General features: G+C 65.5%; 17 protein-coding genes. 11 read left to right on the top strand and 6 right to left on the bottom strand.

What is annotated here, in order from left to right; genetic code table 11:
- The first annotated feature begins 28 nt into the window (after positions 1–28).
- Positions 29–1,762, top strand: coding sequence for a putative bifunctional diguanylate cyclase/phosphodiesterase (locus tag ASE50_RS11845; protein ID WP_082438986.1), 1,734 nt, complete (start codon positions 29–31; stop codon positions 1,760–1,762).
- On the opposite strand, the gene ASE50_RS11840 is transcribed toward ASE50_RS11845, so the two are convergent.
- From ASE50_RS11840 to ASE50_RS11825, 4 genes are read right to left on the bottom strand one after another with little or no spacing between them, the layout of a single operon-like run.
- Positions 1,732–2,937 carry a CCA tRNA nucleotidyltransferase gene (locus tag ASE50_RS11840; protein WP_200909525.1) on the bottom strand — a complete coding sequence of 402 codons (1,206 nt, stop codon included), beginning with the start codon at positions 2,935–2,937 and terminating at the stop codon, positions 1,732–1,734. The genes ASE50_RS11845 and ASE50_RS11840 overlap by 31 nt on opposite strands.
- On the bottom strand, positions 2,928–3,518 hold the full coding sequence (locus tag ASE50_RS11835; protein WP_056400513.1) for a CoA pyrophosphatase: 591 nt from the start codon (positions 3,516–3,518) through the stop codon (positions 2,928–2,930). Before ASE50_RS11835 ends, ASE50_RS11840 begins: the two co-directional genes overlap by 10 nt.
- The gene (locus ASE50_RS11830; RefSeq protein WP_056400511.1) at positions 3,515–4,078 is read right to left on the bottom strand and encodes a DUF1285 domain-containing protein; all 564 of its coding nucleotides are present in this window, start codon (positions 4,076–4,078) and stop codon (positions 3,515–3,517) included. The genes ASE50_RS11835 and ASE50_RS11830 overlap by 4 nt, the downstream gene beginning before the upstream one ends.
- A gap of 41 nt (positions 4,079–4,119) precedes the next feature.
- Complete coding sequence (locus tag ASE50_RS11825) at positions 4,120–4,617, bottom strand: GNAT family N-acetyltransferase (protein WP_056400509.1); 498 nt, start codon at positions 4,615–4,617, stop codon at positions 4,120–4,122.
- 139 nt (positions 4,618–4,756) lie between these two features.
- On the opposite strand from ASE50_RS11825, the gene ASE50_RS11820 reads away from it, so the two are divergent.
- On the top strand, positions 4,757–5,128 hold the full coding sequence (locus ASE50_RS11820) for a dihydroneopterin aldolase (protein WP_056400504.1): 372 nt from the start codon (positions 4,757–4,759) through the stop codon (positions 5,126–5,128).
- Complete coding sequence (locus ASE50_RS11815) at positions 5,125–5,868, top strand: SDR family oxidoreductase (protein ID WP_235512316.1); 744 nt, start codon at positions 5,125–5,127, stop codon at positions 5,866–5,868. The genes ASE50_RS11820 and ASE50_RS11815 overlap by 4 nt, the downstream gene beginning before the upstream one ends.
- Positions 5,869–5,872: 4 nt before the next feature.
- Here ASE50_RS11815 and ASE50_RS11810 read toward each other — a convergent pair whose 3' ends face one another.
- Complete coding sequence (locus ASE50_RS11810; RefSeq protein ID WP_235512314.1) at positions 5,873–6,730, bottom strand: hypothetical protein; 858 nt, start codon at positions 6,728–6,730, stop codon at positions 5,873–5,875.
- A gap of 222 nt (positions 6,731–6,952) precedes the next feature.
- Between ASE50_RS11810 and ASE50_RS11805 the strand changes: the two genes are divergently transcribed.
- The 5 genes from ASE50_RS11805 to ASE50_RS11785 all read left to right on the top strand — a co-directional run bounded on the left by ASE50_RS11805 (position 6,953) and on the right by ASE50_RS11785 (position 10,022).
- Positions 6,953–7,645, top strand: coding sequence for an energy transducer TonB (locus ASE50_RS11805; protein ID WP_056400496.1), 693 nt, complete (start codon positions 6,953–6,955; stop codon positions 7,643–7,645).
- An 85-nt stretch (positions 7,646–7,730) separates the two neighbouring features.
- A complete protein-coding gene (locus tag ASE50_RS11800) occupies positions 7,731–8,525 on the top strand; it encodes a MotA/TolQ/ExbB proton channel family protein (protein WP_056400493.1) in 795 nt (264 codons plus the stop codon).
- 73 nt (positions 8,526–8,598) lie between these two features.
- On the top strand, positions 8,599–9,084 hold the full coding sequence (locus ASE50_RS11795) for an ExbD/TolR family protein (RefSeq protein WP_056400487.1): 486 nt from the start codon (positions 8,599–8,601) through the stop codon (positions 9,082–9,084).
- 12 nt (positions 9,085–9,096) lie between these two features.
- Positions 9,097–9,525, top strand: coding sequence for an ExbD/TolR family protein (locus tag ASE50_RS11790; RefSeq protein ID WP_056400484.1), 429 nt, complete (start codon positions 9,097–9,099; stop codon positions 9,523–9,525).
- A gap of 125 nt (positions 9,526–9,650) precedes the next feature.
- On the top strand, positions 9,651–10,022 hold the full coding sequence (locus ASE50_RS11785) for a hypothetical protein (RefSeq protein ID WP_056400480.1): 372 nt from the start codon (positions 9,651–9,653) through the stop codon (positions 10,020–10,022).
- Between the two features lie 434 nt (positions 10,023–10,456).
- On the opposite strand, the gene ASE50_RS11780 is transcribed toward ASE50_RS11785, so the two are convergent.
- Positions 10,457–12,751 carry a glycoside hydrolase family 3 N-terminal domain-containing protein gene (locus ASE50_RS11780; RefSeq protein ID WP_082438996.1) on the bottom strand — a complete coding sequence of 765 codons (2,295 nt, stop codon included), beginning with the start codon at positions 12,749–12,751 and terminating at the stop codon, positions 10,457–10,459.
- A gap of 272 nt (positions 12,752–13,023) precedes the next feature.
- Between ASE50_RS11780 and ASE50_RS11775 the strand changes: the two genes are divergently transcribed.
- The 3 genes from ASE50_RS11775 to ASE50_RS11765 all read left to right on the top strand — a co-directional run bounded on the left by ASE50_RS11775 (position 13,024) and on the right by ASE50_RS11765 (position 17,485).
- On the top strand, positions 13,024–14,103 hold the full coding sequence (locus ASE50_RS11775; protein ID WP_056400475.1) for a LacI family DNA-binding transcriptional regulator: 1,080 nt from the start codon (positions 13,024–13,026) through the stop codon (positions 14,101–14,103).
- 125 nt (positions 14,104–14,228) lie between these two features.
- The gene (locus tag ASE50_RS11770) at positions 14,229–15,638 is read left to right on the top strand and encodes a sugar porter family MFS transporter (protein ID WP_056400834.1); all 1,410 of its coding nucleotides are present in this window, start codon (positions 14,229–14,231) and stop codon (positions 15,636–15,638) included.
- A 68-nt stretch (positions 15,639–15,706) separates the two neighbouring features.
- A complete protein-coding gene (locus ASE50_RS11765) occupies positions 15,707–17,485 on the top strand; it encodes an IlvD/Edd family dehydratase (protein ID WP_056400472.1) in 1,779 nt (592 codons plus the stop codon).

Here is a 17,485-nt window from a genome sequence, read left to right as displayed (position 1 = left end):
TAACCATCGCCGTGGTACGGCGATGCAAATGGCTTTCGGTCGGCAGTTCCTCTCCGCGTTCAAGGCGCATCCGGTTTCGGACGATTCGCTCGCCGTTGGCGCCGAACCGTTGGGGGTACCGGAAGCGTCGCACGATGCCGACACGGCGACGCTGGACCTGATCCCCGCGCCGACGGCGATCGTCGAATTGATCGACGGGCGACCGGTGTTCACCGCGAACAACCTGGCCTTCCGCGCGGTGGGCTTCGCGCGTGGCGGGGAAGCGGCGCTGCTCGATGCGATCGGCGATCGCATCGCGACCTTTCTGACCTCGACCGAAGCCCGCTGTCGCGTGCCGCTGCAAATCGGTGATTCGGTCGACAGCCACTATTACGACGTCACGCTGGCGCGCCGTCCCGATCGGGTCGCGATTACCCGCTGTCTGATGACGCTGCTCGACCAGACCGCCGAACAGCGCACCGAAGCCAGCCTGCGGCGGGAGATGAACACCGATTCGCTGACCGGCCTCGCCAACCGGATGGGCTTTGGCGATCTGGTCGACGAACGGATCGCGGACGGCAATCGCGCGCGCTACGCGGTGCTGGCGATCAACCTCGACCGGTTCAGCCGCGTCAATGCGTGCATGGGGTCGTTGTCGGGCGACGAATTGCTGATCTCGGTCGCGCGCCGCCTGAAAGGGGTATTGCGCGGCTGCGACGTGATGGCGCGCACCGGTGGCGACGAATTCGCGGTGCTGCTGACGCTGCGCGGGGGGCCGGACGATGCGATGCTGGTCGCCGGTCGCCTGCAACAGGCGCTGGTCCAGCCGTTCCAGCTGTCCGACTTCAGCATCAGCGTCGACTGTTCGATCGGTATCGCGCTGGGCGAGGATACCGAGGACGAAGCCGAGGACCTGATCCGCCACGCGCAATTCGCGGTGAAACGATCGAAACGGACCGGCCAGACCGAAATCTATCGCTTGCATCTGTTCGATATCGTCCGCAGCCAGTTTTCGATCGAGACGCGGTTGCGCACGGCGCTGGAGGAACGGCAAGTCCGCCTGGCGTTCCAGCCGATCTACGACCTGTCGAACGGCCGCATCAGCAGTTTCGAGGCGCTGGCACGCTGGCAGACGCCCGACGGGCAGCATATCTCGCCAGTCGATTTTATTCCGGTCGCCGAGGAATGCGGGCTGATCGTGCCGCTCGGCCGATGGGCGATGGACGAAGCGGCGCGGACGCTCGCATCATGGGATCGGAAATCCGGCGGCCATTGCGGTGCCAAGATGGCGGTCAACCTGTCGGCGGTGCAGCTGCAACGTGACGATATCGCGGCGATGTTCGCCGACGTGCTGTCGCGCCACGACCTGACCGGTGATCGCTTCACCATCGAACTGACCGAAAGCGCGTTCATCGTCGATCCCGACAGCACGTTGCGGACGATGCTGGCGCTGAAGGAGATGCACGCCACGATCGCGATGGACGATTTCGGCACCGGTTATTCGAACCTCGCCTATCTGCAGAAACTGCCGATCGACAAGTTGAAGATCGACCGCAGCTTCGTGTCGGGCATGCTGGCCGATCGCGACAAGGTGGCGATCGTGCGCGCGATCCTCAGCCTCGCCCAGGCGCTCGGCATGCGGACCACCGCCGAGGGGATCGAGACGCAGGAACTCGAACAGACCCTCGTCGCGCTCGGCTGCGCATTCGGACAGGGCTATTTCTATTCGAAGCCGATCGACGCCGATGCGGCCTATGCGATGCTGGTGGCGCGCAACGCCTGAACGACGACGTCATCGGCGATCGTGCTGGTCCGCGCGGCGTCGGGAAATCCTTCCGCGATCCAGCGATCCTCGACCATGCGCAACGCCTTGGCGACATCGGGACCGCGCGCCAGGCCGCGTGCGACCAGCGCACCGCCCGACAGCGGCAGGGCAGGGCGGGTCCAGCCGATCAGGCTCGCCGCTGCTGCGGGATCGCCTGTCATCAGCAACCGATCGATCGCGCCTTCGACGCCCAGCCTGTATCCCGTCTCCTGCGGGGGCCAGGCATCGTTGTGGCCCAGCGCGGTGCAGATCCGCTTGCGATGGGCATTCGACAGTTTCAACCGCGCGGTGACACCCTCGGCATTGCGAGCGTCGAGCAGCGCGGCGAGCCGGCGGACCGGATCGGAGGCAATGCCGGCGGCGGCTTCGGCGGCGGCCAGCGCGGCAAGGCGCTCGACCGCCGCCGCATCGATTTCCGGCAGCACCGGCGTCCAGATGCCATGCCCGACCATCAACCGCATCACATCGACCGCGTCGCGCGCGACCAGCATCTTCAGCAATTCCTCGGCGATCCGCTCGCGCGACAATGCCATCAGGTCGTTGGCGCGATCGATACAGGCGTTCAGCCCCTCGGCATCGGGCGTATTGCCGAACCGCGCGAGGAAGCGGAAGAAGCGCAGGATGCGCAGATGATCCTCGGCGATGCGCCGCAACGGATCGCCGATAAACCGCACCCGCCCGGCACGCAGGTCGACGATCCCATCGAAATAGTCATGCAGCCGATGGCCGCGCATATCGGCATAGAGCGCGTTCATCGTGAAATCGCGCCGCGCCGCGTCCGCCTGCCAGTCGTCGGTGAAGGCGACCTCGGCATGGCGGCCATCGGTCGCGACATCGCGGCGCAGCGTTGTCACCTCGACCACCGTTCCGTCGGCGACCGCGGTGATCGTGCCGTGGGCGATGCCGGTCGGCACCGCCTTGATCCCCGCCGCCTCCAGCCGCCGCACGACCTCCTGCGGCGGGTGGATCGTCGCGACGTCGATGTCGGCGACATCCAGCCCCAGCAACGTGTCGCGCACCGCCCCCCCAACATAGCGCGCCGCCCCGGCATCGGCGTCGAGCGCGTCGGCCAGCCGGTCGAGCCCGGGGCGCTGCATCCAGTCGGCGGGGGGAAGCGATTCGGTCAGGGCCATGTCAGTCGTCGTGCCAGATTGAGGATCATCGCCGCCGTCGCACCCCAGATGCGCCGCTCGCCGAAGATCAGTTCGTAATAGAATCGCTCGGTCCCCTCATGCCAGCGGCTGCCGACCTGATAGTTCGCCCGGTCGAGCAGGACGGTCAGCGGCACTTCGAAGATCGCATCGACCTCCAGCGGGGCCGGCATCAGCGGCAGGTCCGCCGGAACCGTGGCGAGGACCGGTACGACCTCGAACCCGGTCACCGTGTGATAGCGGTCGAGCGTCGCCACCACGGTCGCGGCCTGCGGTGGCAAGGCGATCTCCTCCGCAGCTTCGCGTAGCGCCGCCGCGACCGGCCCACCATCGGCCCGATCGATGCTGCCGCCCGGAAACGCCACCTGCCCCGCATGGGTGCGCAGGTCGCCGGTCCGCTGCGTCAGCAACACGCCCGGCTCCGCCCGCTCGGTCACCGCGATCAGCACCGCCGCCGCCCGCCAGCCGCCCTCCGGCATCGGTGCCGCGCCGTTCAGATCGCCGGTCAGCAAGTCCTCGACCGGGTCCGCCAGCCGCGCGCGCAGCCGGTCGGCCAGCGTCATGCCGGCTCGAACGGAAAGAACGCGCCCTCGCTCCACAGCCCGCGCCGGCCGTCCGGCCCCGTCGCCAGCATCTCCACCAGTTCATAGAAGACCGGACGCGCGATCAGCGCATCCATGCCGCCGCGCACGCGCAGATACGGGCGCGGCGCATCTGCGTCCCCTTCGATCCGGATCGGATGCTCGGCATCGGCCACCGCCAGTTCGTCGGTATTCAGCCGGAACGCGATCCGCCCCTGTTCGCCTTCGCCCGACAGCTTCGCCTCGACCGCCACGAACGGCGCATCGTCGACCGCGATCGACAGCTTTTCGACCGGCGTCACCAGCACATGCGCGCCATCGGCTTCCCGCCGCAGGATCGTCGAGAACAGCCGTACCATCTCGGCCCGCGTGATAGCGCTCCCCTGATGATACCAGGTCCCATCGGCGGCGATCCGCATCTCGCTGTCGCCGCAATGGGTCGGGTTCCAGCGATCGACCGGCGGCAATTTCGCTTCGGCGGCAAGGCGTGCGACCTCGGCGAGGGAGAGCGAGGCGAAGTCGGCGGGGGGCTGCATCGGCATGGGCGTCCGTTAGCTTGGACCGCGCGCCCACCACAAGGGGTTCACGCCGCCATTACGATCCGCGGACCCACCATGCCGCCGTGGTCGGGCACGGTTCCACGCGCCAGCAACCGCCGCTGCTCGTATGGACCCGGCATCCGCCACCCGCCGGTCCGCTGCGCACCAAAGCCGAACCGGCCATAATATTCGGGGTCGCCGATCAGCATCAGCGGCGCATCGCCGCCCGCCGCCGCGATCGCCTCGGCCATCAGCCGGTGCCCGATCCCGGTCCCCTGCCGGTCGGGCGCGACCGCGACCGGGCCGACCATCACCATCGGCACCGCCCGCCCGTCATCGGTGTCGAGCTGCACCGGCCAGCACTGGATGCACCCGGTCAGCCGCCCGTCCTCGACCCACGCGAAGCTGAGCGCTCCGATCGGTTGCAGCCCCGCGCGCACCTGATACGCCGTTCGCCGATGCCGATCGATCCCGAACGCCGCGTCGAGCAGCGCTTCGACATCGGTCGGGGACACGGCGGCAAGGGGGCGCAAGTCGGGCAATACGGGTCCAATCGAAACGGAATGCGCGCCTGTACCGCCGCGACGGACAGGCACAAGGGCCAAGATTCGCCGGTGCCCGCTTCCGCTGCCGGCACCTTCTGCTATCGCGCCGATATTCCCATATGATGACAGGTGCAGAGTGCGCGATTCGCTCCAGTTGGAAGTCCATGATGTCGAAGTGAATGTCCTGACCGGCATTTACTCTGAGGAAACGCACCTGCCGCAACCGTTGCGGATTTCGATGACGGTCGACCTCGACTGTCCCGAACGCTTCACGCCGGACACGCCGCTATCGGCTTCCAAAAGCTATATGGACCTCAAGCACGCGGCGACCGACGCGTTGCCGCCGGGGGTGCATTTCACCCTGATCGAGGGGGTGGCCGACCATATTGTCGACACCCTCTTCCTGTCCGATCCGCGCGTGCAGCGCGTGAAGATCCGCATCGTCAAGCTGGCCATTGCCGAGGCCGGCGAATCGATCGGCGTCACGATGGTCCGGCACCGGCGGTGACCCGCCCGCTGGCGCTGGTCACCGGCAGCTATCGTCGGATGGGCGGCCGGATCGCCGTCCGACTGGCGCAGGCGGGATATGACGTCGCGCTCCACGCCAGTCGCGCCGGCGAGCCCGATCGCTCGGTCGTGGAGGGGCTGAAGGACGCCCGCCACGCCAGTTTCGCTGCCGATCTCGCCGATCCGGCGGCGGTCGCCGCGCTCGTCCCGGCGGTGGCGGATCGCTTCGGCCGGCCGGTCGATCTGCTCGTCAACAACGCGTCGTGCTTCCGCGCCGACGATGACAGCTATCCCGCGCCCGAGTCACTGACCGCGCATTTCGCGGTCAACGCCGCCGCGCCGTTCGCGCTCGCCACGGCATTGGCGGGGCAGGGCGGGTCGGCGGTCGTCAACATTCTCGATCAGCGGATCGCCCATCCGCATCGCGACCAGCTGGCCTATACCCTGTCGAAACAGGCACTTGCCGAGGCGACCCGGACCCTTGCCCTCGCGCTGGCACCATCGGTCCGCGTCAATGGCGTCGCGCCCGGTCTGACCATCGCGACAGCTGATTACGCTCCCGACCAGTTGCAGCGGCTGGCGGCGATGATGCCGCTCGAACGCCTGCCGACCGCCGATCAGGTCGCCGAGGCCGTACTCTTTCTCGCCGGCGCTACCGCATCGACCGGTCAGGTGCTGTTCGTCGACGGCGGGGCGGGGCTGGTGCGGTTCGAGCGCGACTTCGTCCACCTCGGACGCTGATCGCTCAGCCGCGGCGACCGTCGTTGCAGGGACCCAGCTCCTCGCGCACGAACGCATAATCCTCGCGGGCGATCGTCACATTGTCGTCTTCCTGCGATTGCAGGCTTCCTTCGGGCAGGGCGTCGGGCAATCCACAGGCCAGCCGGTACCATGCCAGCGTGTCGCGCTGCGGCGCACCGCCCGCTTCGTCGATGATATCGCCCAGCGACAATGCCCAACGCTTCGCCTCGCCCGGCCGGCGCAGGACCAGCAGCGATACCGGATTGCCATCGGCGGTCTTCAAGAAGATCTGCGTCTCACCTTCGCCCGGCAGCGTTCCGGGCACGTGAAACGCGTTGCCGATCCCGGTCACCGCCGGCGGCGCATCGGTCGCGAGTACGTCGCGAACGACGCCGCGCACCCGCTGGTCGAGTGCGGGGCTCCACGCAAATTGCGCATCGGGCGTCAGCAATTGTATCTGATCGGGACGTCCGGCGACGGCACGGGCGAACGCGATGACGCGCTGGCGCTTCAGGTTGGGCGCTCGGCCAAGCGGGTCGAACGGAACGTCGACCAGATACCCGACCCGCGCCGGCAACGGTCCGTTCGCGCGAATCAACGCGCCGACATCGGCGGTGACGTAGAACCGGACATGCCCCGGTGCCAGCCCGGCGGCTTCGGCCGGCGGGATGCGCGCGGCCGAGCGAATCGTCGCGTCCAGCACGATGTCGCCGTCCAGCGTCAGGCTGGCCAACTGTGCATAAGGTGGGTCGGACGAATCGGTAACGATAACATTCGGCGTGCCATTCTGGCGCGCCATCACCGGGCCACACCCGATTAAAAACAGGGACATGACGGTCGCGATCAGGAAAGTGCGGTTCATGCGACCGGTCATAATCGCCGGAAATGCGGGGTTACAGACTTATTTCGGTAATGGCGCGATTGTACGATTGTTTCGTCCGACAAAGCGTTTGCGTCGTTTAAAAGGCCGCGATAGACAATCGCGTCCGGAATGCCGCGTAGCCCCGGACACGACGGTCGTTGCGCGCCGGTTTCGCCGGACGGACCGACCCAATGTACCGGGCTAGAGGAGTTTGGTTGCTGAATGGCTTACGCTGATCAAAAAGCAGGTAATGGCCGGATCGTCGCACTGATCATCGTGGGGTTGCTCCACGTTCTGATCGGCTATGCGTTCATTTCCGGTCTTGCCTATAAATACGTGAAGAAGGCGGTCGAAGACACCGAGACGTTCGACGTCGAGGAACCGCCACCCCCGCCCGAGGAGATTCCTCCTCCCCCGCCACCGCCGGATCAGCCGCAGCCGCAGTCGCCGCCGCCGGTTGTGACGCCGCCGCCGATCGTCCAGAATCCGAATCCGCCGCCTGTGCAGATGCAGACTCAGACGAATCCGCCGCCGTCATACGTGCCGATTCCGACTGCTGGTCCGCCTGCGCCGCCGGCACCGGTGGCGCCGCCCGCGCCGCCCGCTCCGGTGATCAGCAAGGCTGCTGGCCCCAGGAGTGATCCAGCTACGTGGTTCACGAACGACGACTATCCTGCATCGGCGCTGAACAGCGGTGATGAGGGCGTGACGGCGATCGCGTGGGACATCAACACGCAAGGGCGTGTCGAGAATTGTCGCGTTACTGCGTCCAGCGGTTCCGCCGCACTGGATCGTGCGACCTGTGCGACGCTCCAGCGCCGTGCACGGTTCACGCCGGCACTAGATCAGTCGGGCAATCCGATCCGTTCGACGGGTTCGCGCCGCGTGCGATGGACGATGCCGGCCGATCGGTAAGACCGGGTGCCTCGCGGCGAAAACGGCGCGGGGCAGTACCGGGGCAAATTCTTCAAGAACATATCAGCTCTAAGGAAACTATTCGATGCTCACTCCGATTCTTGCTGCCGGCGCACCCGCCGGGGCTCCGAACTTCGGCTTCTACGAAGCACTGCAGCAGGGCGGCGCGATCGCGATCAGCACGCTGGTCATTCTCGTCATCATGTCGGTCGGTTCGTTCTACATTCTCTTCACCAAGCTGTTCGAACAGCAGAAGATCATGAACCAGGCGAAGCGCGTTCAGGCTTCGTTCTGGCAGTCGAACTCGCTGCGTGAAGGCGCCGCGAAGCTCGACAAGAACTCGGCCTATCGCCAGATCGTCGACGACGGCCTCGCCGCGCAGGAACAGCATGGCAAGCTGACCGACCCGGTCGAAGCGCATGACTGGCTGCACGGTTCGCTCGCCCGTTCGGAAGCATCGATCAACTCGAAGCTGAACAGCGGCCTGCCCTTCCTCGCCACCGTCGGTGCGACCTCGCCGTTCGTCGGTCTGTTCGGTACCGTCGTCGGCATCTACCGCGCGCTGGTGAAGATCGGTGCCGCCGGTCAGGCCGCCATCGGTGACGTCGCCGGTCCGGTCGGTGAAGCGCTCATCATGACCGCCATCGGTCTGGTCGTCGCGGTTCCCGCAGTGCTCGCCTACAACTGGCTGCAGAGCCGCAACAAGTCGATCCAGAAGGATCTGTCGTCCTTCTCGAACGACGTGCTGGGCTTCCTGGCGTCGAACGGTGCGGTTCGTCCGGCCATCGCCGCTCGCGGCCCGGCACCCGTCGCCAAGCCGGCAGTCGGCAGCACCACCGCCGGCCAGGCCGGTGGCGTGCCGACCGCACCGCGCGTCTGATTGGACGCTGACACCGGCGGGGTCGTGACCGATCCCGCCGGTTCGATTGAGTAAAAGTGGATAGGATAGCCTCATGGCGATGAGTGTTGGCGGCGGCGGCGAAGAAGCCCCCCTCTCGGACATCAATACCACGCCGCTCGTGGACGTCATGCTCGTGCTGCTGATCATCTTCCTGATCGCGGTTCCGGTCGTGGTGCAGCAGGTGAGCGGTCTTAAGGTCCCGAAGGTCGTGTTCGAACCGACGACGACCAAGCCCGAAAACGTTTCGCTTTCGGTACAGGGCCTCGGCAACGAATGTGCGGTGTACTGGGGTCTGACCCGGGTCAATGCCGACGAGTTGCGTACCCGCGCGGTCAAGAAGCTGGAGGACGAAATCGCCCGTCAGGGTGGCGTCGGCAATCCGAAGCTGGAACTGCCGGAAGTGCACATCCGTGGCGACGTGAATACCCCGTATCGTTGCATCGGTGGTACGATCTACACGATGCAGTCGGCCGGGTTCGCGAAGGTCGGGTTCATTTCCGAACCGGACCCCAATACCACGCCGCGCGCGCGTCAATAGGAGTAGCCTGACATGGCAATGAGCAGTGGCGGTCGCTCAGACGACGAACCCATGATGGACATGAACACGACGCCGTTGATCGACGTGCTGCTCGTGCTCCTGATCATGTTCATCATCACCATCCCGATCCAGAGCCACGCGGTGAAGGTCGATCTTCCGCAGCCCAACCCGAACCAGCAGAACCAGCCTGATCCGGTCAAGAACAAGATCGCGATCAATGCGCAGGGTCAGACCTTCTGGAACGGCACGCCGGTCGATGAAGTCACGCTGACGCAGTTTCTCGATCAGACGGTGGCGATGACCCCGCAGCCCGAACTCCATTTCCAGCCGGACGCCAACGCGCGGTACGAAGTGGTCGACGGGGTGCTCGCGATCATCAAGCGTGCGAACGTGACGAAGCTCGGCTTCGTCGGCAACGAACAGTACCGCGCCGACTTCTGATCGCGCGCACCACTGTCTCGCAAAGGGGCGGCTTCGGCCGCCCCTTTTTTTGTGTCCATCTTGCGGAGCCGTCGTAAAAGTGAAACATTGATGTCATCACGATGTAACAAACAGGAGATGATGTCATGCGAATCGGAAAAATCCTGCTGCTTGCCCCGGCGCTGGCGGCCACGGGTATCGTCGCCAGCGCGAACGCCCAGGATGCGCAATACGCGCACGCGGCAATAGAGGCCGGCAAACTACCACAGGCCGAACGCGCCCTCGAACGCGACACCCGCGCCGGCAGCCGTGAACCTCAGGTTTTGCTGAACTTGGCGGCGGTGTACGCCATGACGGATCGTCCTGACGCAGCCCGCGCGTTATATGCTCGCGTACTGGCCGGCGAGGACGCGTCCTTGCTGATGCAGTCGGATCAGGTGGCGCGCGCGCATGACGTAGCCCGCCGCGGACTTCGAATGCTCGACCGTTCCGGTACGCAGCAACTCACCGCCCGGTGACCCGTAAGGCTACTTTCTAGGGCGTATGACGCTTGGTCGACGTAGTTTGCGTCGACGGGCTATGCTGAACAAAAAGCGCCGCCGGCTGACGCCGACGGCGTTTTCTTATTCTACCCAAAGCCTGTAGCGCTCACGCGGTAGCGCAGCGAGCACAGCTTGAGCATAGGGCTGACGCGAAGCCTTCGAGGGGTGACCAGAGCGGTTCCAAACGGCTCTCAAGGTTGTGTTTCCGAGCCATTCACAACCGGCGCTCAAGCGTGGCGAAAGATATTTCGATCGAATTTCGCTCGGAGTTAGAGGGTTTCGGCATGCAAGCCTCGACCTGAGCGGCGTCTACGCTGCGGTACTGCACACATTATCGGGTCACCACGTCACCGTTACTCGCGTCACCCGAAAAATTCCCGGGATAACGCAGGCAACGGCGCAGGCGGTGCTCAGCGAACCGTAAGGGTCGTCGTCTTCAGTGCCGTCGAGCTGTTGCCGGCGCTGATGGTGAACGTGCCCGGCTCGACGACGCGGTGCATCGCGACATTCCAGAAGGCGAAGTCCGACGGCTTCAGATCGAACGTCACCGTCCGCTTTTCGCCCGGCTGCAACGTCACGCGCTGAAAGTGCTTCAGTTCGAGCACCGGGCGGGTAACGGTCGCTTCGTCGTCGCGGACGTAGAGCTGGACGACCTCGTCCCCGGCGCGGCGGCCGGTGTTGGCGACGTCGACCGACACGCGTACCGTGTCGTCGCGGCCGATCGTCGCCTTGGCGAGGCGCGGCGCACCGACGTCGAAGCTGGTATAGGACAGGCCATAGCCGAACGGGTAGAGCGGGGCGGTGGTGTCGAACAGATACCCGCGCCGCGCGGTCGGCTTGTGGTTGTAGAAGATCGGCAACTGCCCTTCGCTGCGCGGGACCGACACCGGCAGCTTGCCGCCCGGATTGGCGCGACCGAGCACGACATCGGCGACGGCGTTGCCGGTTTCCTGACCCAGATACCAGCCCTCGACGATCGCGGGGGCATTCGCCTCCAGATAGGTCGCGGCGAGCGGGCCGCCGTTCAGCAGCACGACCACCACCGGCTTGCCGGTCGCGAACAGACGGCGGGCCAGTTCGTTCTGTTCGCCGATCAGGTCTAGATTCTGCCGGTCGCCGAGATGCGCGTCGGCCCATGCCTCACGACTCAATTGTTCGTTCTGGCCCAGTACCAGCAGGATGGTGTCGGCTTGCGCCGCCTTGCGCACCGCTTCCTCGATCAGCGGGGCATTCTCGGCCGCCGGGACGAGGTCGACCTTGTCGGCAGCCCATTGACGGCTGCGGGTCAGACGAACGCCCTCGGCGTAATCGACCGAGAAGCGGCCCTGTGCGGCTTGCTGCATGCCCTCCAGCACGCTGACGACGTGTTTCGGCACGTCCGAATAGCCGCCGATCGGGGTGTCGCGGGCATGGGTGCCGACGACCAGCATCCTGCCGACCTTGGCCGGGTCGAGCGGCAGCAGGTTGTTCCGGTTCTTCAGCAGGACCATCGATCGGACGGCGGCTTCTCGGGCCAGCGCGATCGCGTCGGGCGTCGCGGTCTTGGCCTCGGCGGTGCGGGCATCGGCATAGGGGTTTTCGAACAGGCCCATCTGGAACTTCATGGTCAGGATGCGGCGAACGGCATTGTCGACCTGTTCCTGTGGGACCTGCCCCGACTTGACCATCTGCGCGAGCGTCGACCAGCCCTCGGCATCGGGCAACTCCATGTCGACGCCCGCATCCAGTGCGCGGCGACCGGCGGCGGCCATGTCGCTGCCGTAAAGATGGTGGCGGGTATTCAGCTCCTTGATCGCGAAATAATCGCTGACCACCGACCCCTTATACCCCCATTCGCGGCGCAGCACGTCGTCCAGCAGCCATTTGTTGGCGTGGCTGGGGATGCCGTCGATCTCGTTATACGACGCCATCACCGCCTGCACCGGCAGCTCCTTGACCGCACGTTCGAACGGCGGGAAAAAATTCTCGCGCAGCGTCCGTTCGGAGATGTTGGCGGGGCCGACATTGGTCCCGTTTTCTGGCTGACCATGGCCCGTCATGTGCTTCAACGTGACCATGACCTTGGTCGGCGCGAGCGGCAGGGTCGTGCCCTGGAACCCTCGAATGGCGGCGAGGCCCATTTCCCCGACCAGAACCGGGTCCTCGCCATAGGTTTCTTCGATCCGGCCCCAGCGCGGGTCGCGGGCGACGTCGACGACGGGGGCAAGCGCGAGATTGGCACCGCGGGCGCGCATTTCGCGGGCGGCGACGCCGAACACGCGCTCGACCAGTGCCGGGTCCCATGACGATGCCAGTGCGATCGACTGCGGAAAGCTGGTCGCGCCGCGCGCGACATAGCCGTGCAGCGCTTCCTCATGCATGATCATTGGGATGCCGAGCCGGGTGTTCTCGACCGCCCAGCGTTGCGCGGCGTTGATATAGTCGGCGGTCTCCTGTGCGGTGCGGTTGACCGCGTCGGCGGCGACGCCGGCCGCATTGTTGCTGGCGGTCACGCCGCGCTTGTCGGAGGGGCGGGTAATCTGGCCGAGGCCGTTGGGAAAAACACGCGATGCCTTGGCCGCCGAGAAATTGCCCTTCGCGTCCTGGATATCACCCTTTTTTTCCCAAACGCCGATCATCTGGGCGACCTTTTCCTCCAGCGTCATGCGGCGCAGCAGGTCCTCGGCGCGGGCAGCGACCGGTTGCGACGCATCCTTGTACAGCATCCGCTCGGCCGATGCAGGACGGTTGGGGCGGGTCTGCGCGACGAGGGTACCGGTCGCGGCGGTCGCCAGCAGACAGGCAAGCGCAAGGCGTACGGGCTTGGCGCGAAGGGTCACAATCTCTCTCCCAGGGCATTCGGCATCCGGTAAAACCGCCGCCGCTATTTGGTAGCGCTATCAGCTATCTTGCGTTGAGAAATTCGTCAACCGATCGTCCCAATTGCATTCGTTCGTTCGGCACCATAAGCTTTGCACCAAGGGAGCCGTTTTTACCCATGGAAAAGCCAAGTCGTCGTAGCGGTGGCAGCGTGACCGTGCAGGATGTCGCGCGGTCGGCGGGCGTATCGGCGATGACGGTCTCGCGCGTGGTGAATGGCGGCGTGAATGTTCGTCCGTCGACGCGCGAAGCGGTGTTGGCCGCGATCGAGCAGTTGAACTACTGGCCCAACAGCGCCGCGCGTAGTCTGGCCGCGGGCGAGGCAGCGCAGATCGGATTGCTCTACGCCAACCCGTCGCTCGCCTATCTGTCCAATTTTCTGATCGGGGCGCTGGAGGGCGCGCGCAAGGTCGGCTGTCACCTGGTCCTCGAACCCTGTGACGGCGACAGCGCCGAAGCACAGGCCGAGGGCGCGCGGCGCTTCGCGTCGACGGCGGTGCAGGGTGTCATCCTGCCGCCGCCCCTGTCGGATTCGGTGCCGGTGCGCGACGAACTCGATGCGGCGGGTACGCCGTCGGTCGCGGTCGCGGTCGGCGTGGCGCAATCGGGGCGGTCGTCGGTGCGGATCGACGACTGTGCGGCGGCGCAGGCGATGACCCAGCATCTGATCGACCTCGGTCATCGCCGCATCGGTTTCGTGCGCGGCGATCCCAACAACGGATCGAGCGCCGAGCGGTGGCGGGGATTCGCCGCCGCGATCGAATCGGCGGGGCTCGATCTGGCCGACATGCCGGTCGAGCAAGGCTTTTTCACCTTCCGGTCGGGGATCGACGCGGGCGAACGACTGATCGATCGTGCCGACCGGCCGACCGCCATCTTCGCCTGCAACGACGACATGGCCGCGGCGGCGATCAGCGTCGCCCATCGTCGCGGGCTGCATGTCCCCGACGATCTGAGCATCGTCGGGTTCGACGATACGTCGCTGGCGACGACGACATGGCCCGAGATAACGACGATTCGCCAGCCGATCGCGGCGATGGCGGAGGCGGCGGTCGAGATGCTGTTGGGGCAACTGCGCGATCGTCGCATGGGACAGGCCGCCGCTGCCGGCGAGGACCGCGTGCTCGACCATGAACTGATCGTACGCGAGTCGTCGGGGCCGGTGCCGTTGATGGCCGGGCGTCCGGGAACGATGTAGCTGCTTCCGCTGGCGTAAAAGGCACGGGGCCTTTGTCGCGGACGCTTGCATTTGTCTTAATTATTCGCCACCGTTACCGCTAACACGCCGTTTCGAACGGCGGCGAAAAAATGGAGTGGATGGGGATGGTAGAGGCGACGGGGGAGCGCGTGAACATCGCGCTCGTCATCGCGATCGTTGCAGTGGCGACGATCGGGGGGCTGTTGTTCGGATATGACAGCGGTGCGGTAAACGGCACGCAGGAAGGGCTGAAAACCGCCTTCAACCTGACCGAGAATGGTTTGGGCCTGACGGTCGGTTCGCTGCTGGTCGGTTGTTTCGTCGGCGCGTTCCTTGCGGGCAAGCTGGCCGACACGATGGGCCGGCGCAAGGTGATGATGCTGGCGGCGATCCTGTTCCTGTTCGGCGCGATCATCCAGGGTTTTAGCCATCTGCAGATCATCTTCATCGTCGCGCGCTTCATGGGCGGCATGGCGGTCGGTGCGGCGTCGGTGCTGTCGCCGGCCTATATCTCCGAAGTCGCCCCCGCCAATATCCGCGGGCGGATGACCACCATCCAGCAGATCATGATCATCACCGGCCTGACCGCTGCGTTCGTCGTGAATTATTATCTGGCCGGTGCCGCCGGTTCGTCGACCGCGATGTGGTGGGGCGGATATGAGGCGTGGCGCTGGATGTACTGGATGCAGGCGATTCCCGCCGCCGTCTTCCTCGTCGCGCTGACCTTCATTCCCGAAAGCCCGCGCTTCCTGGTGCAAAAGGGGCGGCTGGTTGAAGCGCGCATCGTGCTGACCCGCCTGTTCGGTCCCGCCGCTGCGCAGCAGAAGCTGGGCGATATCGCGGCAAGCTTCGACAAGGACCATCGTCCGCGCCTGTCCGATATCAAGGACCCGGCGCGCGGCGGCATCCGTCCGATCGTATGGGCCGGACTGTTGCTGGCAGTGTTCCAGCAGCTCGTCGGCATCAACGTGATCTTCTACTATGGCGCGACCCTGTGGCAGCTCGCGGGCTTCACCGAGGATCAGTCGCTGCAGATCAACATCGTGTCGGGTCTCGTCTCGATCGCGGCGTGTTTCGTCACCGTCGGGCTGGTCGACAAGATCGGCCGCAAGCCGCTGCTGCTGATCGGATCGGCGGGCATGGCGGTCACGCTGTTCGCGCTCGTCTACTGCTTCCACAATGGTACGCTGGACGCGGCGGGCAAGCTGCAATTGTCGGCAGGCCTCGGAACCACCGCGCTGATCGCCGCCAATCTGTACGTCGTCTTCTTCAACGTCAGCTGGGGCCCGATCATGTGGGTCATGCTGGGTGAGATGTTCCCGAACCAGATCCGTGGGTCGGCGCTGGCGGTATGCGGGTTCGCGCAGTGGTTCGCGAACTTCGTCATCACCTGGACCTTCCCGGTGATGGCGGCCGGGCTGGGCCTCACCATCACCTACGGCTTCTACGCTACCTTCGCCGCGATCAGTTTCTTCCTCGTCCTGCGCTTCATCCAGGAAACGAACGGCAAGGAACTGGAAGAAATGCGGGGCTGAGCCCGGCCTTTTCCCGACCGTAACCCGCTCCTTCCGTATTCGTGCGGAAGGGGCATCAGGAAGAACCGATGACCCGCACTCCCGTCCGTCCGTTCCGATCGCGCGAATGGTTCGCCGCACCCGGCCGGCTCGACATGGCCGCGCTCTATCTCGAGCGGTTCATGAACTATGGCATCACGCCGAAGGAATTGACCGGCGGCCGGCCGATCATCGGCATCGCCCAGTCGGGGTCGGACCTAACGCCGTGCAACCGCATTCACCTCGAAACCGTCAAGCGGGTGAAGGCGGGGATCGAGGCGGCCGGCGGCATTCCGATGGAATTTCCGACGCATCCGATTTTCGAGAATTGCCGCCGCCCGACCGCGGCGATCGACCGCAACCTCGCCTATCTCGGGCTGGTCGAGGTGCTGAACGGTTATCCGATCGACGCGGTGGTGCTCACCACCGGGTGCGACAAGACCACGCCTTCTGCAATCATGGCGGCGTCGACGGTCGATATTCCGGCGATCGTGCTGTCGGGCGGACCGATGCTCGACGGGTGGCACGACGGCGATCTGGTCGGGTCGGGGACGGTCATCTGGCGGTCGCGCCGCAAGCTGGCGGCGGGCGAAATCACCGAGGAAGAGTTTCTGGAGGCGGCGACCGCATCGGCACCGTCGGCAGGTCATTGCAACACCATGGGCACCGCATCGACGATGAACGCCATTGCCGAAGGGCTCGGCATGTCGCTGCCCGGCTGTGCGGCGATCCCGGCACCGTATCGAGAACGCGGGCAGATCGCCTATGAAACCGGCCGCCGTATCGTCGAGATGGCCTATGACGACCTGCGCCCCTCCAAAATTCTGACGCGCCAGTCGTTCCTGAACGCGATCGCGCTCATCACCGCGATCGGCGGATCGTCGAACGCGCACCCGCATTTGCATGCGATGGCGCGCCATGCCGATATCGAGCTGAAGCCGTCCGACTGGATGGACTATGGCTATGACCTGCCGCTGCTGGTCGATGTGCAACCCGCTGGACGCTTCCTCGGCGAACGCTTCTACCGCGCGGGCGGCGTGCCGGCGGTGCTGTCCGAACTGATCGCGGTCGGCAAAGTCGACGGCGATGTCGCGACGGTTACCGGCAGGACGCTGGGCGAGAATGTCGCCAACCGCTTCGCCACCGACCGCGAGGTCATCCGGCCCTATGATCAGCCGCTGAAGGAGCAGGCCGGATTCCTCGTGCTGTCGGGCAATCTGTTCGACGTGGCGATCATGAAGACCAGCGTCATCAGCCCCGATTTTCGCGCACGCTATCTGTCGCAACCGGGCAACGAAGGCTGTTTCGAGGGGCGGGCGATCGTGTTCGACGGGTCGGACGATTATCACCACCGCATCGACGATCCCGCACTCGATATCGACGAAAACTGCATCCTCGTCATCCGCGGCGCGGGCGTGATCGGCTGGCCGGGGTCGGCCGAGGTCACCAACATGCAACCGCCCGCTGCACTACTACAACGCGGTATCCAGAGCCTGCCGACCATCGGCGACGGGCGGCAATCGGGGACGTCGGACAGTCCGTCGATCCTGAACGCCTCGCCCGAAAGCGCGGTCGGCGGCGGCCTTGCGTGGCTGCGTACCGGCGATACCATCCGCATCGACCTGAACCATGGTCGTTGTAACATGCTGGTGGCCGACGAAGAGATCGCGCGGCGCAAGGGCGAGGGCATCCCCCCGGTTCCGGCCAGCCAGACGCCATGGGAAGAAATCTACCGCGAGAAGGTCGGCCAGCTTGGTGACGGCGGCGTGCTCGACCTTGCCTTGAAATATCGCCGGACGTCGGAAACGACGCCGCGCCACAATCACTGA

It is taken from the genome of Sphingomonas sp. Leaf5 (assembly GCF_001421155.1).
Classification (GTDB): Bacteria; Pseudomonadota; Alphaproteobacteria; order Sphingomonadales; family Sphingomonadaceae; genus Sphingomonas.
This window is presented reverse-complemented; position numbering and strand designations above follow the sequence as displayed.

What these genes read in the sequence shown, in the direction of transcription:
- ASE50_RS11845 (WP_082438986.1), top strand. Translation starts at nt 29, where the DNA reads ATGGCTTTCGGTCGGCAGTTCCTCTCCGCGTTCAAGGCGCATCCGGTT.
- ASE50_RS11840 (WP_200909525.1), bottom strand. Translation starts at nt 2,937, where the DNA reads ATGGCCCTGACCGAATCGCTTCCCCCCGCCGACTGGATGCAGCGCCCC.
- ASE50_RS11835 (WP_056400513.1), bottom strand. Translation starts at nt 3,518, where the DNA reads ATGACGCTGGCCGACCGGCTGCGCGCGCGGCTGGCGGACCCGGTCGAG.
- ASE50_RS11830 (WP_056400511.1), bottom strand. Translation starts at nt 4,078, where the DNA reads ATGCCGATGCAGCCCCCCGCCGACTTCGCCTCGCTCTCCCTCGCCGAG.
- ASE50_RS11810 (WP_235512314.1), bottom strand. Translation starts at nt 6,730, where the DNA reads ATGAACCGCACTTTCCTGATCGCGACCGTCATGTCCCTGTTTTTAATC.
- ASE50_RS11805 (WP_056400496.1), top strand. Translation starts at nt 6,953, where the DNA reads ATGGCTTACGCTGATCAAAAAGCAGGTAATGGCCGGATCGTCGCACTG.
- ASE50_RS11800 (WP_056400493.1), top strand. Translation starts at nt 7,731, where the DNA reads ATGCTCACTCCGATTCTTGCTGCCGGCGCACCCGCCGGGGCTCCGAAC.
- ASE50_RS11795 (WP_056400487.1), top strand. Translation starts at nt 8,599, where the DNA reads ATGGCGATGAGTGTTGGCGGCGGCGGCGAAGAAGCCCCCCTCTCGGAC.
- ASE50_RS11790 (WP_056400484.1), top strand. Translation starts at nt 9,097, where the DNA reads ATGGCAATGAGCAGTGGCGGTCGCTCAGACGACGAACCCATGATGGAC.
- ASE50_RS11785 (WP_056400480.1), top strand. Translation starts at nt 9,651, where the DNA reads ATGCGAATCGGAAAAATCCTGCTGCTTGCCCCGGCGCTGGCGGCCACG.
- ASE50_RS11780 (WP_082438996.1), bottom strand. Translation starts at nt 12,751, where the DNA reads ATGCTGTACAAGGATGCGTCGCAACCGGTCGCTGCCCGCGCCGAGGAC.
- ASE50_RS11775 (WP_056400475.1), top strand. Translation starts at nt 13,024, where the DNA reads ATGGAAAAGCCAAGTCGTCGTAGCGGTGGCAGCGTGACCGTGCAGGAT.
- ASE50_RS11770 (WP_056400834.1), top strand. Translation starts at nt 14,229, where the DNA reads ATGGTAGAGGCGACGGGGGAGCGCGTGAACATCGCGCTCGTCATCGCG.
- ASE50_RS11765 (WP_056400472.1), top strand. Translation starts at nt 15,707, where the DNA reads ATGACCCGCACTCCCGTCCGTCCGTTCCGATCGCGCGAATGGTTCGCC.